Below are 14,564 nucleotides of genomic sequence, written 5' to 3' on the forward strand. Positions count from 1 at the left end.
TGTATATGTCCCGTTGATTTTCTTGTTAATTATGCCGGATTTTCGAAGCCGAATCGCTCCCCTGCTTTCCATGCCTCACGGTCATTCCCCTGATTTGGTATGCCGCCAGACGTCTTCAGCATATGTGCGATATGCATGCAATTCCAGGTCATGATCGTGGTATTTTGTTGCGTAAAGTCATTGTCGAAACCCGCACGATCGCCACCTTTTTTCTTGTCGCCATAAGAGGGCCCTGGACCCGCCTCGCCAATCCATCCACAATCGGCTTGGGGTGGGATTGTATAACCCAAATGGTTGAGCGCAAATCCAATTGTCATCGCAGTGTGCTTGATCCCGTCTTCGTTGCCGGTGATGACGCATCCTCCGACCTTGCCATAATAAATTGATTGCCCCTTCTCGTTGAGCTGTCCAGACATTGCGTAGAGACGCTCGATTAATACGCGGCATATCGAGCTTTCCTCCCCTAGCCAAAGGGGGGTTCCCACAATGAGAATGTCGGCCGCCTTTACCTTCTCCCAGATCGCAGGCCACTCGTCTTCAGCCCAGCCATGCTCCGTCATATCAGGATAGACACCAGGCGGACAGCAGTGCGCGGCCAAATGCAGATGTTCGACCCAAACACCGTTCTTCTTCATGATGGCAGCAGATGCGTTGAGGAGTAACCTGGTGTGGCTTTCGTCTTCTTTCCTCTGTAGAGACGTGTTAACAAAGAGGGCATTAATATCTGCGAAGTCAGTCATGGGATGTCTCCGGTTAAGTTGGTGGGATTGCGAGCAGTCTAAACGCTTAACGTATGGGGATTTTAGACCCGCTTTTGGCTGAAGGCTAGTGAGTAAAATTCCCATCATGATGGTTTTGTTACATGGTGCTGCTATTTTCAACAACCACAGTATTTTTTACTAATTCTTTAAACCATTTATCAAAATTAGCTGGGTTTTTATTTTTAGTATTAAATTTTAACTGTATCTGTTTGAGTTTTTTATCCTCGATAATTTGTTCGGGACTCATGCCATCCTGATGTAACGCCATGATCCTTTCAACCCATAAGATACTGTTTTCTTTGTAACTAACAAGCCCTCTTCTATTAGTAACGTACCCATGACCAGGAATAATTACAGTGTCATCGTTAGACATTGACAAGGCCAAATCTATAGCATTATTTTGCCCTGAAATTCCACCATGAAACAACGCTGGATACCATTCATTTGCAAATACATCACCCATCATAATAATGTTACTTTCTTTTAGATAAATGATTGAGTCACTCGAAGAATGCGAGTCAACATGAAGTATCTCTATTTTTTCAGTGTTACCACTCAAAGAAAACTTATTATCGAAGTTAAGCAAGGTCAAAGGCTGGTCATATTGAGAATTTTCTTGAGAAATAATTGTTGCTCCCATTCCCACAAAAAAAGCATTACCTCCACTATGATCAAAATGATCATGGGTATTGATAACGTATCTAATAGGTTTATCAGATACATCTCGAATTGCTTTTAATAAGTTAGAGCTAGTTTCTACTCTCATGGCATCAACTAACACAATATAGTCTTTTCCAATACTCAACCCAACATGAGAACCTTGCCCATTGCCTCCAAGTAAAACATAAAAATTATCGTTTATTTTTTTACTAAGGATCTCGGCAGCATTTGCAACTTGAACATTTAATATTTGTGCAAACACATAACATGCAAGTATTGTAGTTTTCATTTTTTGTACAATCATTAGAAACTCCTTTCCTAATATATTTGTGCCACGTTTTAGATTAACCATGTAGACAATTTAGTTAACGACAAGGTGGGGCATTTAAATATCCAGTGAGACTAATATTGTTCAGCGCACATTTTTACACTGCTCTCATGTATATCTTTTATATAGGCTTTATCAACGTTGTGCAAAATTTACTTGGGGGATTCCCCTTTATTTCCAATTTCATCTGTTTTAGCTGCCGGCCTTAAATCGATGTTAGGCACTATATCTACCTGATGCTGATGCCCATGTTAATAATATGTTGCATTTAAAGTTGTTAGTTTTACATTGTGTAGTGTAAAATTATCGGCTGTGGTTTTACTTCCATCAAGTTGTAGGAGTCGTCAGTATGACCGGCAAACGTTTTTTAAATTTTCTTGCTCACCGGGGTATTCCCGCCAGTTGTTTCGCCCAGCGTCTTGGCTGTAGCTTGGCTTCCATAAAAAAGCTAAAAGCTTACGATCAGGTTCCCAGGCATTATGTTAATAAGCTAATCAGCGAGTTTGGTGTCTATTTAACGGGTAATGATCTGGATCGCCTAAAATCAGCATAAGGTTACGAGCGCGTCATCTTTATTCGCGTTTATTCGCGGCGCAATGACGTTACACTTCGATGGTGATAGTTATTCAGGCTCACCGACCCCGTAGAGGCGGTGCAAACCGTGATGTGATGGCCAAATAACGGTGTTGCATAAATAATGTGCGGTAGTCGACGGGGTCGGCGTCTTTCAAGATAGTTGTCGCCTCAATAGCTAAGCAGCCTGTTTGTTTTGCTCTGGAAAAAAGGAGGCGTAATAAATTTAATTCCTATTCACTACGCCCCCTTTTCTACGCCTTTTCTAAATCAGACCTTTAATAAAAAGCGGTTTGCCTAAGTAAACACGCTTATGTCCTTCCTATTCAGTGTTTTTTCAGTATTCCACCCTATAATCTTTATTGTACCTTGCCTAATTGGTAAGCAACTCCTACCAGCCATTGGTCTTACCAAGATTTTTTTACTTATTAGTCTGTTAATGAATTCCAGCCATTTTTTACAGCATTATAGTTCAGTCTAAAAGGTATAAATAACAATTAAATGTTTTCATTTTTACTCAAATGAAGGTTTGATTCTTGAACAATGCTTAAAAGTTAAAACTGTAAGCTATTGATATTAATTAAGTAAAACTATTTTTTACATTTACTTAATACATTGGTAATCCATCAATATACTTATTGGTAATACCAAAATCATGTTGAATAATGTATTTTATATAGATTAAAGGTTGACCAATTTGTTTTTATGGAATACTTTTGTAACAACCTTGTTAGCGTTTTACAGGCCTTATGTAACCTTGACGTTGCAAGGTGCAATAACGAAAAATTAGCAATGTGGTGTTAAGAGGTTCTTATCAGTCCCTTTTAAACGCTGCCTTAGGAGACACAAAATGGGACACAAATTATCTAAAATTACCTTAGCGGTGCTGTCAGCTACGTCGCTGAATTTTGCATCGGCTGTGCATGCACAAGAAGCTCAACCAGTGGCAGAGCAAGATGTTGAAGTTATTGCGGTATCTGGAATACGAAGCTCTCTGACAAATGCCCTTGCAGAAAAACGATCTGCGACTAGCCTGGTTGAAATCATTCAGGCTGAAGATATTGGTAAATTGCCTGACCAAAACTTAGCTGAGGTTCTTGAGAACGTTACCGGTATTCAAATTACAAGAACAGCCGGTATCGGTACCGGCGTACAGATCCGTGGTAGTAACTCTAACCGTGTTGAAATTAACGGTGCGGCTACTGTGGGGACGGGTGCTGGACGCAGTGGTATGAATTTTGAAGATCTTTCGGCTGCAATTATAGCCGGGGTTGAAATCACCAAATCTCCAACAGCTAAAACTACCGAGGGTTCTGTTGGTGGTACTGTAAACTTACGTACTATTCGTCCCCTTGAATTGAGCGAAACGTTAGGGTCTATTCGTGTGCAAGGTGAAGACAGTAGCCTTACAACTGATGGTATTCAACCAAGAGTGTCAGGCGCATACGGCGATAATTGGGAACTTGATTCTGGTAAATTCGGTTTTGTTATCAGTGGAAGCTACGCTAAACAAGAAGCTACTTCGTTCCGCCCTCGTCTTGACCGTGACGGCAGCCTTGTCGAAAATGCTAACGCTGTTGTTGTTAGAGGCGGAGAAATAGAAGATCAGGCGACTCAACGACCTGTTGCTCAATCATTCGATTTTCTTGGTATTCAATTCCTGAATCAGGAATTAGAAAATTTTGAATATGAAACAACAAACATTGCCACTACGTTTGAATTCGCACCAAACGATAACGTGAAATTTTTCTTCGATGCTATTCTTACCGACCAAGAACGTCGTCAAGACAGTACTCGAGTTCAGGCATCTGGTGTGGCTAGTGTACTTAACTATTCTTTGCCTACTGAGTTTGAAACCGTGAATTTTGGTTCACTCGACGGGGTAAATCTCGGTAGTATCCAGGCGGCAGTCAGAGGCACAATTCAACCAAATTTGGCTGTTGATGATGACGATCCAAATTTACGCTTCAATAGTGATACAGGTGCTCGTATAACCGATACTCAAATCTTCAGACTGGGTGGTGAGTGGCAAGGAGAAGACTTATTTGTAAGTGCAGAGCTTTCAAGTGCACGCTCTGATACGTTTTCACCCTCGCTAAACACGCAGTTAAACTTTATTAACCCTAATACACCGCTTGATGATCTGGATGCTGATGGTAATCCTACTGATAGTACTAGTAATGATAACAGCGTCCCCTTTATTTATGATTTGAGAGGTGACTCGTTGGCATTTGGTGTCGATTTTGCTTCTCCATTCGCACCATCAGTTGCGGATTTACTAAATCCTAACAATGTTGTGTTGGATCAGGTAGATATAGGTGCCAGTACAACCGAAAACTCTGAAGACGCAATCCGCATAGACACCAAGTATTATTTGACAATTCCTATACTGAGTTCTGTAGAGGTCGGTTATCGCTATAACAAAACCACACATAACTCGGTTGATATATCAAATCGTATGGGCGGCTTTAGCAAATTACTCAATAGTCCAAATGGCTCTTTGTTTTCAGAGCTGCTTATTCCAGGGCCTAGTCACTTTGGTGATGCCGATGGCAGGGAACTAGCATTTCGTAATTTCCTTATCGTAGATCCAGACCGTGCGTTCAGTGATCAGGCCGGTGTTTTGGCTATATTGGACGCCGCCGTTATTGCAAACGATGGACCTAATCAAGATTTATCAGACCTTACTCCTTCAGATACGGCCGGCTTTAAAATCGACGAAAAAACTCATGCTCTATATGCACAAGCGAATTTTGAGTATGAAATGCTTCGCGGTAACGTCGGTGTACGTTATATAGCAACAGATATTGCCTCAACAGCGAACTCAGTAAACAGCGGTGTGGTAACGCCACAGACAAACAAGGGGGATTATAGTTTTGTGCTACCTCGTTTGAATGTGATTGCAGACGTGCACGACGATGTTGTTGTACGTTTAGGCTGGGGTAAAGATATTCTGCGTCCGAATTTTGCCGATTTAAATACCTCGGTATCATTTGGTACTAACGAAAATCAGGCGCTAGAAATTGGTAACCCAGACCTAGAGCCTGAAGAAGTAACCTCATTAGATCTTTCAGTTGACTGGTATTTTGCAGAAGCTGCGGTACTCAGTGTTGGTTATTTCACAAAAGACCGTACCAATTTATTTGTTACTGACTTAGATAGTGCGATTCTTATGGCAAATGGTTGGCGTGAGCCTGGTCCTACATGTGCTGGGGGCGGTATCTACAACCCTGCCGTTCAGCCTAATGCGATAGGAGACCCAAATACTCTTGGCTTATGTGTTGATCGTTTATCAAAATTTAATGATAGTGCAACAACGACTCAATCTGGTATCGAAATGGCGTTCCAGTATGACCTTTCAAGCTTCGAGGATGAGTTAGGTTGGGCATCTGGATTTGGTATTCTGGCTAACTACACCATCCAAGAATTTAAAGGCGGTTCAGCTACCTACGAATCTGCTACTCGAGGAACAGATGTGTTTAATGCGATAAACGGTATTTATGATGACAGCCAGTTTGTCACGGTGACGTCAAACCAAGGCCTGCTTGACTTCTCTGAAAATGCTTATAACTTCGCGGTGTACTACGAGAAGTTTGGTGTTTCAGCCAGAGTGCGTTATACGTGGCGTGAAGCGTACCGTACTGAGGACACCGCTGCAGGTGCTAGCCTTAACTCTACATTAGGTTTCCCTGTTGTTACACATGACAGAGGACAACTTAATGCCAGCGTAAGTTATGACGTGAATGAGCAATTAAATCTTGGAGTTGAAGCAGTTAACTTAACCAAGTCAGATATTACTCAATCTTGTGTTAATGAAGGTGCTTTACTATGTGCTCAAGGTATAACAGACCGTCGTATTACCTTTGGCGCTACCTACACTTTCTAAAATGCGAGAGCGAAATATCAAACATCAACAAGTCAGCACGTGATGGCAGGCTACTCCCAGCTTTTTTACTGGGGGTAGCTATTAAGCGCCGTGTTGATAGAAACGTGACGCTAGAGATCAACTTTATTTCTAAGAAAATTAAGATGTTAATGAAAACTTCACCTTTGTTGCTAACGTGACAAATTTAACAATTGTATCGCCAATTAATAACGAATTAAACGGATGAACACCCACTAGCCAGCAAACATGCTGCCCAGAGGATAATCCGTTGTGAATGTGATAAATCGCAGTAAATGGCGATGAGCAAAATTAAAATCAATATATTTAGGAGTTAGATATGACCAAACCTACCATTGGCTTCATCGGCCTTGGCCTCATGGGCAGCAACATGGTTGAAAACCTACAAAAGAAAGGCTTTGAGCCTATTGTAATGGACCTTAACAAGGAGGCCGTTGCAGCCGTTGTTGCACGCGGCGCCACCGAGGCGACCTCGGCTGCCGAACTAGCAGCAGCCAGTGACATTGTGATGCTCTGCCTAACGACTTCTAACGTTGTCGAAAAGTTAGTTTATGCTGAAGATGGTATCCTAGCCGGCATTAAAAAAGGCGCTGTTTTGATTGATTTCGGCACATCGATCCCAGCTTCTACTCGTAAGATCGGTGCAGATCTAGCGAAAAAAGGCGCTGGCATGGTTGATGCCCCTCTTGGGCGCACACCAGCTCATGCTAAAGACGGCCTACTTAACATCATGGCCTCTGGCGACCAAGCTACCTTCGATAAGGTTAAGCCAATACTTGATATGCAAGGTGAGAATGTTTTCTATTTAGGTTCTCTAGGCGCTGGTCATACAACTAAATTGATCAACAACTTCATGGGCATGACTACCGTTACTGCCATGTCGCAGGCCTTCGCTGTGGCTGACCGCGCGGGTGTCGACCGCCAGCAGCTTTTCGAGATCATGTCCACTGGACCGTCTAATTCGCCATTCATGCATTTTTGTAAAAACTATGCTGTTGACGGTGTGAGCGACTTGGGCTTTTCTATCGGCAATGCCAACAAAGATTTAGGCTATTTTCTTGAGATGGTTAAAGATCTAGGTACTCGTGCTCAAATTGCTGAGGGCACTTCGGCCAACCTTCAGGCTGCATTTGATGCAGGGATGGGTAATGGTAATGTTCCGGAGATCTTCGATTACTTCCTTAAATTAGGAAAGTAATTCGAATGTTACCCTCGCTTGGTAGATAATATACAGGATTTTTAAGCCTCTAAATTAGAGGCTTTTTATTGCACATTACCTTGTATTTGGGTTAGGTGATTTGCGTAACAACTTATACCTTGCTGGTTAAGTTTGATGGGTAATGGGTAACGATAATGTAATAGCTCTAATAGCCGAATTGCGCTGTTTGAGCTGAATTGTAAGCAATAAAGAGGAGTTAATTATGAGCCAAAGTGAACATTTTTTATTTGGTAACAACACCGAAATTGAAGATATTGGAGGTGGGTTAAAACGCCAAATGTTGGGTTATAACCAAGAATTGATGGCAGTAAAAATTTGGTTCGATAAAGGTGCTATTGGCTACAATCATGCGCATAGACATTCGCAAGTGACTTATGTTGTAGAAGGCGAATTTCATTTTAACATTGATGGTGTAACTAAAGTATTAAAAGCGGGTGATAGCTGCTTGATACCGCCATTCGCCGATCATGGTGCTACTTGTCCTACTGGAGGTATTTTAATTGATACCTTTAGCCCAGCACGGGAAGATTTTGTAGAGGGTTTATCAAAAACCTAACCTACGTTGATGAGCGGCGGCATCATTGATTAAAAATGATAGTTTTAATACTGGGGTGTTATGAAATTGTTAGGCTAAGAACAGATGAAAATGCACTTTCAACACCGCTATTAATACAAGCACAAGAGCATCTCAACCTTTTTATGACCAGGGTGGAGTAGAAAAAGTTAGAAAAAACTTGGGCAAAGTGCCTTTATTCGACGCCACTGTGCAAAGCGTGAAGAAACAAGTTGATGCTGAAATGGCATTTGGCATCGAAACGTCAATTCCAAAGGATTTTTCAGGTGGCTATACCCATCAACGCACAAGCTAAATTTTCAGACTGCGCAAAAAGCTGGGGCGTTATATCAAACACCGCAAGATGAAAAGTATGCCAAATACATTCGGTATATGCTCTTTCAGTATGAGACTATGTGTAAGGATCTACCCGTTCACCCACAGGAAAGATCCTATGCCCGCGGCAAACTGTTCTGGCAGTGCCTGAATGGCAGCAATTGGCTGGTTTAAATGAGTCAAGCCTATGATGGCATTTATCAGACGCTTTCAGTAAAAGAGCGCGAACAGCTAGAGAATAACTTATTTCGACCCTTTGCTGATTTTATCTCCATCGGTAATCCGCAGTTCTATAATCGAGTACATAACCACAGTATTTGGGGCAACGCAGCTGTCGGTATGATCGCATTTGCAATGAATGACGAGGAGTTGCTGCATAGAGCCTTGTACGGTAACGAAGATTATGGTCTTGCAATTGGACTCAAGGATGACGATTGGAACTAGACGGCTAGTCATATTATTGGACCGGGCCTTATCACTTTGCTGATAGCTAGTCGTGCAAGGCCCTATTTAGTCACTAAGAGATTGCTACGCCCCAGCAATCTCTTGTTTCAATAACACGCAAACATGAACAATGATGGCCAACTCCTGGCTATGAGGCACTTGATATACAAACCTTGCTAGCTGAAATTGTTAGTTCATAGCAAAAGATGCTGAATTGGAAAAAGATACAGACAGTTTTATCCCGAATTAAAAAGGAAGCTGCGACAATTAAAGGAGCAGAAATGAAAAACCAGCAAAAAACGCTGGCTTAAAAACCGTCAACTTACTCTAGGACGGACATACAGTACTCTATCAACTGTTGCCCGGATAACACTCCAAAATAGACATGCCCGAATCCGATTGGTACTCGAATTTGTTAATACCTGCAGGGCAAAAAAAGCGATCCCAACGATTGAGTTGTGTGACTTCGCCTGCGGTACAAAATGCACCCGAACCATCTGTCACAATACCATAGAAAAAGGCATCTTCAGTGCGTACAAAACTGCCATTGACCGATGCTCGCTTTACCGTGAAACAAGATGTTTTATCCGCACCAATCAATTCTTCCAGGCAGTTGCCATGCTCATCGGTGGCAAGAACTCTGGGTTGACAACGAAATTCTGCGTCTACCTTTTCGGCGGGAATTGGCTCGAAATTAAATACGTCTAATGCCGTCTCGATGTCCCTACCCATGAATCTTGCCTGCTCAGGGATAACGAAGCCGCAACGCTCAAATTCAAACCTTACCGCCAGGTCCGATGGCTCCATGATTTCCAGCATGAGTATGCCTTCCCCTAAAGCGTGTGGACGACCCCCTGGAAGTAGAAATACGTCGCCAGGTTTAACCGCAATGCGATCGAAACAGCCTTCTATCGATTCGATATCCTGGGTTTCGATCCACTTCTTCAGCTGTTCACGACTGGGAGAGCGCTGAAACCCCGCGTAAATGTACGGATCGCTTACATCGCCCCGGGTTTCAAGGATCACATAAGCTTCGGTCTTGCCACGGGGCAAACCAAGCCGCTGTTGAGCAAAGGCGCGAGTAGGATGGGCCTGAAAATGTAAACGGGTGGCACTATCTAAATATTTGACCAGCGGAATGTCGTCCATTGAACGCATAGTGGCGCCATCATATCCCAAAAAATACGGTTGATCCTTCTTGAGTAAATCACGAAAGGGAACGGACTGTCCGTCCACGTCCGTTACCATGGCCAAACCCTCCGACACATGTTCGCGCCCGACATTGCGCGCCTCGACCGTGGAGCCAATCCAATCTTCAGGAAAGCTTGAATCCTGAGGATCTTCTTTTCCTTCGATGGCATCGAGCAACTTGCCGCCTTGATAGGTTCGCCAAACGCGGTTGGCAGTGAACTTAATAATCTGATTCATAGTTTCATTTCCATTGCTTCTATCGGAGACTCTGTCAAGTAACCAGCCGATGAGATTAAAATATTACCAAAGGATTAAAAGACGCCTCCATTGGAGCAGGAGACGCCTAGGAAGGCCAGCCTCCTGCTTTTACATCAAAGAGCCTGTAACGTAGACAGGATGCCGTTGTAACTCATGTAACTCATGACCAAGGCAAATACGAATATCATCAATAATATAATATTGGTCATATTTGAGAATTTATACTCACCCATTAGGCTCTTTTTATTGCCTACATAGAATATACAGGCAACAGTAGCAGGCAGAAGCAAGGCTCCAAAAGCCTGAGAGCTAACCATTACTGCAATGGGTTTGGCGTTAAAAACGGGCACGATTAAGCCTAATGCGGATATGACTAAAGCCATAATTCGATAGCTTGGTCTTTTAAGATTGGGTTTGCGCTCATGAAAGTCGTCCAGCAGCCAGGGAAGTAATGCCACATTGGGAAACTGCGAAGACACGCCGGCTGCTATCAGCCCGATAGTAAATATCGCCACGGCAGCGGCGCCCGCTAAGGGTTCCAGCAGATAAATCATTTGCGTCACGTTTACCAGTGTGATCCCCTGGACGAACAACGATCCTGCGGCAGCCGCCATTATCGAAGTACTCACGATAAACATCAGAAATGCTGAAAACAGCGCATCTCTATTTTGGGTCTTTAGGTCAGCCATGGTCCAGCCTGCTTCTTTTACAAGGATGGTGCGTAATATGAACAGCCCGGAAAAAATCGTGGTACCCACCATGGACGCTATCACCAAAAATGCATTTTTATCAGTGCTGGTATCAGGTACATTGGGGATCATACCTTTCAAAATTTCCATAGCAGGCGGCATCAGAATAATAAAATTAATCAAAAAGCAGACGGACATGATGGCCACAAAAATGGCCAACACCTTTTCAAATACTTCCGTTCTTCCAATCAGAAAAATAACATAGACAAAGGTGATGAAAAAGAGGGCGAAATAGATCGGTGATATGCCGCCGTCGATAAAATTTTTCGACCACTCATAACAGACATCGGCTAAAATTCCCATCACACCAATGACACTTCCGCATATCTGCGTGGTAAGCGCGACTATAAAAAAAATGCTCACTGCCGGATGAATATGCCTTCTAAAAGATTGCAGCGCAGTCAGGCCTGTTACCAGCGTAAATTTGCCAAATAAGTGGATCAAAAAATAAGTGATGGCACAGGAGATAAAGATAGTCCAAAGCAAAGACATGCCATAATCGGCTCCAGCTTTAGCCATGGCGGTAACGCTGCCAGTACCGACAGTAAATCCAAACAAAAATATTCCGGGCAGTAGTGACTTAAAAAACGTCTTTATATTATTCATTTTAGTGGGTACCGGCAGTGAGAATGACTAGAAAGTGACGAATTTAACCTTTACTAAAACCGTAATAATTCGCACGTACTCGCAGGCACATATAACTGAGAGCTACTGTGCCTGCTAAATGATGACAGACGCTATTTTTGGGCGGACAGCGCGCGAATGACACCACGTACTTCAGCAAGGCCTTTCAGTCGCCCGATACCCGAGTAACCCGGGTTTACGGTTTTACCGATATCGCCCATCATTTGATGGCCGTGATCGGGGCGAATATAGATGTCTTGTCGCTCGGTTTCTTGCTCTTCGCGCCGTGTTTCCTCCCTCAGTAATTCCTTTATCACCTGGACCATGTCGATATCGCTATCAAGATGACTGGCTTCGAGAAAAGAGCGCTGTTCGTCGGGATCTCGGCTGACTCCGCGCAGATGGGAAAAATGAATGCGTGGCCCAAACTGCCTAGCCATAGCTGGCAGATCATTGTCCGGGCGACTGCTATACGTGCCTACGCACAAAGTGATGCCATTTGATGGACTAGGCAAGGCCTGAAACAACAGCTCCAGGTCATCAGCGGTGCAGATAATTCGCGGCAGGCCTAACATATCACGGGGTGGATCATCGGGATGGATGGCCAGTTTGACTCCCATGGCTTCGGCGCGAGGCAGCACTTGCGATAGGAACGCAAACAGATTTTTACGCAAGGTCTCGCTGTTTATGTCCTTGTAATTATTCAGCATGGCGCGAAAATCGTCCAGACTATAGCTGTCTGTCATTTTGCCCGGCAGACCGGCGATGATGTTGTTGGTGAGTTCAGTGCGCTGTGCTTCGGACATCGCCTCGAAAATTTGCTTCGCTTCGGCGATTTCCTCTGTGCTGTACTCGGCTTCGGCATTCTCACGTTGAAGAATACATAGGTCGAAAGCGGCAAATTTTTTCTGATCAAAACGCAATGCATAAGCACCACTGGGCAATTTGAACTGCAAATCGGTGCGGGTCCAGTCGATCACTGGCATAAAATTGTAGCAGATGGTTTTGATGCCACATTGCGCCAAGTTTTCCATCGATTCTATCCAGTTCTCTATATATTTTTCATGGCCGGGGCGCGCTAGTTTGATGTCCTCATGAACGGGGATACTTTCTACAACGCTCCACTTTAGGGGCGTCAAACCGAGTTCACAATCCTCTATTAGCGACTGATGCTGGCGTATTGCCTCCTTCGTCCAGATCTTCCCGGTCGGTATGGAGTGCAGTGCGCTGACCACGTCAGTGGCGCCGGTTTGTCGTATTTCTTCTATGGTCACAGGATCGTTGGGTCCAAACCATCTCCAAGATTCGCGCATAATTGTTTCTCTATATTAAGTATTAAAAAAGGTATCTATTGCTTGTTCTACGCCAATTTCTCCAATGCTGCGGTGAAATTGCGCTACCGATGCCATGAACGGAGCATCGCTGAAAAAGTCAAACTTGTCCGCGCCTGCCAATTTGAGAAAGCCTTGCACATCGCAGGTATTACCTGCGGATGCGCAATGGGCGAATTCATTGTGCAGAGGATCATTAAGATCATCATTCAGCAGCGCTTTACGTATGAAACAGACCCAAGCAGAAAGAGCAAAAGCCAGGTGAGATATATCTCCCCCGTGGGTCAGTGCATCGTCGATGGTCGGCAGCCAGCGTTGCTGAATTTTCTGTGAGCTGTCGGTGCCGACCTGTAGTATCGCATAGGGCAGATTGCCATTGTGGAATCGTTCGAGCACCTGATCGATATAGGTCTCACTACTGACACCCTCGGGAACGGGTGTCACTGGCATCACATCAAGCTTGAGCGCCTGTTCAGTAAATCGGGCAAGGGCCGGGCGTTGCAGTGCCTCGTGGATAAAGCGGTCACCGGCCAGATAGCCCAGCGCCGCGAGTATGGAGTGGCCTGCATTGAGAAACCGCAGTTTAATTCGCTCGAACGGAGCAATATCTTCGACGAACAGTGCACCGGCGCGATCAAACGGAGGACGAACGCCTGCAAAACGGTCTTCGATGATCCACTGAGTGAATGGCTCTGCGGCAACCGGCGCCGCGTCATATACCCCAAGTTGTTCAGTCACCTGGTCTTTTAGTCGTTGGTCGGTCGCGGGAGTCACTCGGTCGACCATCGAAGAGCTAAAAGCCACATTCGCTTTAACCCAGCTTAGTGTTTTAGGGCTGTGCCGTTCCAATAGCATCTGCACGCCTTGTTGCAGATGCACGCCGCCGGCGTGCATGTTGTCGCAACAGAGAACTGTCAGCGACGCTCCTTGGCTGTCACAGCGCTTTATCATTGCAGCAGCCAGATAACCATAGGTCGTTTGTGGCAGTTTGAGTGATTCAAGATCCCGAGCAATATCCGGATGCTCGGGGTCAATATCCCCGCCGGTCAAGTAGTAACCCTTCTCGGTTATGGTGGTAGTGACTAATTGTGTTTGGTCATGCGCAACTGTGTCGATCACTAATTGAGGGGCTTGTGGGCCCACCAGCAGGTTTTGGATGGCGCCGATAATGCGGTAGCTCGTAGCCTCCCCCAGAGTTGCCAGAGTGTATAAATAATCCTGGGCAGCGAGATTGTCTCGCATGCCAGGCGAGCGCAGGGAAATACCTGTGATGCCCCATTTGGTCTCACCCTGATTGAGCAGCGTATCGCAATACACCGCCTGATGGGCGCGATGAAAATTACCAACACCAAAGTGGACAATGCCCGAGGTGATTGACGCAGGCACGTAACAAGGGGTTTCGATGGCGGCCGTTAGTGTAGCGAGAGAAGCAATATTTAGTTGTTCTATTTTCATCAAGTATCACTTTTTTTTGCCTAAGCATTACAACGACTCGAGCAAATGAAAGGTTAAATAAATGGCGATTTAATGAGCTTATTCCTCGTTAAAACATATGCCATCCTCAATTTAAGTCGATTTGACTTAACGCCAAGCATAATAGTCACTCCCCTGCAAATTGACGTATGTGACGCAC

Annotated in this window: 10 protein-coding genes and 1 pseudogene; 5 read left to right on the forward strand and 6 right to left on the reverse strand. The window is 44.4% G+C overall.

Features of this window, described 5'->3' with window-relative positions:
• Window positions 1-29: 29 nt before the first annotated feature.
• Window positions 30-740, reverse strand: a complete 711-nt coding sequence (locus AC3RV5_RS18990; RefSeq protein WP_489729141.1) for a flavodoxin family protein — start codon at window positions 738-740, stop codon at window positions 30-32.
• A gap of 118 nt (window positions 741-858) precedes the next feature.
• Window positions 859-1,725 carry an MBL fold metallo-hydrolase gene (locus tag AC3RV5_RS18995; RefSeq protein ID WP_489729142.1) on the reverse strand — a complete coding sequence of 289 codons (867 nt, stop codon included), beginning with the start codon at window positions 1,723-1,725 and terminating at the stop codon, window positions 859-861.
• A gap of 373 nt (window positions 1,726-2,098) precedes the next feature.
• Between AC3RV5_RS18995 and AC3RV5_RS19000 the strand changes: the two genes are divergently transcribed.
• The 5 genes and pseudogenes from AC3RV5_RS19000 to AC3RV5_RS19020 form a co-directional block, all read left to right on the forward strand.
• A complete protein-coding gene (locus AC3RV5_RS19000) occupies window positions 2,099-2,302 on the forward strand; it encodes a hypothetical protein (protein ID WP_489729143.1) in 204 nt (67 codons plus the stop codon).
• A gap of 870 nt (window positions 2,303-3,172) precedes the next feature.
• Entirely contained in the window at window positions 3,173-6,208 is a 3,036-nt protein-coding gene (locus tag AC3RV5_RS19005) for a TonB-dependent receptor (protein ID WP_489729144.1), read from the forward strand.
• 337 nt (window positions 6,209-6,545) lie between these two features.
• On the forward strand, window positions 6,546-7,424 hold the full coding sequence (locus AC3RV5_RS19010) for an NAD(P)-dependent oxidoreductase (protein WP_489729145.1): 879 nt from the start codon (window positions 6,546-6,548) through the stop codon (window positions 7,422-7,424).
• A 223-nt stretch (window positions 7,425-7,647) separates the two neighbouring features.
• A complete protein-coding gene (locus AC3RV5_RS19015) occupies window positions 7,648-8,001 on the forward strand; it encodes a cupin domain-containing protein (protein WP_489729146.1) in 354 nt (117 codons plus the stop codon).
• Between the two features lie 35 nt (window positions 8,002-8,036).
• Window positions 8,037-8,769 (forward strand): annotated as a pseudogene (locus tag AC3RV5_RS19020) (alginate lyase family protein); the annotation flags it as partial.
• A gap of 360 nt (window positions 8,770-9,129) precedes the next feature.
• On the opposite strand, the gene AC3RV5_RS19025 reads toward AC3RV5_RS19020, so the two are convergent.
• The 4 genes from AC3RV5_RS19025 to AC3RV5_RS19040 form a co-directional block, all read right to left on the reverse strand.
• Window positions 9,130-10,206: a class I mannose-6-phosphate isomerase gene (locus AC3RV5_RS19025; protein WP_489729147.1), complete on the reverse strand. Its 1,077-nt coding sequence runs from the start codon at window positions 10,204-10,206 to the stop codon at window positions 9,130-9,132.
• A gap of 134 nt (window positions 10,207-10,340) precedes the next feature.
• Entirely contained in the window at window positions 10,341-11,582 is a 1,242-nt protein-coding gene (locus AC3RV5_RS19030; protein ID WP_489729148.1) for an Nramp family divalent metal transporter, read from the reverse strand.
• 131 nt (window positions 11,583-11,713) lie between these two features.
• A complete protein-coding gene (uxuA, locus tag AC3RV5_RS19035) occupies window positions 11,714-12,913 on the reverse strand; it encodes a mannonate dehydratase (protein ID WP_489729149.1) in 1,200 nt (399 codons plus the stop codon).
• A gap of 15 nt (window positions 12,914-12,928) precedes the next feature.
• Window positions 12,929-14,386: a mannitol dehydrogenase family protein gene (locus AC3RV5_RS19040; RefSeq protein ID WP_489729150.1), complete on the reverse strand. Its 1,458-nt coding sequence runs from the start codon at window positions 14,384-14,386 to the stop codon at window positions 12,929-12,931.
• Window positions 14,387-14,564: the final 178 nt, after the last annotated feature.

The organism is Paraglaciecola sp. IT1134, assembly GCF_058068185.1.

What these genes read in the sequence shown, in the direction of transcription:
- AC3RV5_RS18990 (WP_489729141.1), bottom strand. Translation starts at nt 740, where the DNA reads ATGACTGACTTCGCAGATATTAATGCCCTCTTTGTTAACACGTCTCTA.
- AC3RV5_RS18995 (WP_489729142.1), bottom strand. Translation starts at nt 1,725, where the DNA reads ATGATTGTACAAAAAATGAAAACTACAATACTTGCATGTTATGTGTTT.
- AC3RV5_RS19000 (WP_489729143.1), top strand. Translation starts at nt 2,099, where the DNA reads ATGACCGGCAAACGTTTTTTAAATTTTCTTGCTCACCGGGGTATTCCC.
- AC3RV5_RS19005 (WP_489729144.1), top strand. Translation starts at nt 3,173, where the DNA reads ATGGGACACAAATTATCTAAAATTACCTTAGCGGTGCTGTCAGCTACG.
- AC3RV5_RS19010 (WP_489729145.1), top strand. Translation starts at nt 6,546, where the DNA reads ATGACCAAACCTACCATTGGCTTCATCGGCCTTGGCCTCATGGGCAGC.
- AC3RV5_RS19015 (WP_489729146.1), top strand. Translation starts at nt 7,648, where the DNA reads ATGAGCCAAAGTGAACATTTTTTATTTGGTAACAACACCGAAATTGAA.
- AC3RV5_RS19025 (WP_489729147.1), bottom strand. Translation starts at nt 10,206, where the DNA reads ATGAATCAGATTATTAAGTTCACTGCCAACCGCGTTTGGCGAACCTAT.
- AC3RV5_RS19030 (WP_489729148.1), bottom strand. Translation starts at nt 11,582, where the DNA reads ATGAATAATATAAAGACGTTTTTTAAGTCACTACTGCCCGGAATATTT.
- uxuA (WP_489729149.1), bottom strand. Translation starts at nt 12,913, where the DNA reads ATGCGCGAATCTTGGAGATGGTTTGGACCCAACGATCCTGTGACCATA.
- AC3RV5_RS19040 (WP_489729150.1), bottom strand. Translation starts at nt 14,386, where the DNA reads ATGAAAATAGAACAACTAAATATTGCTTCTCTCGCTACACTAACGGCC.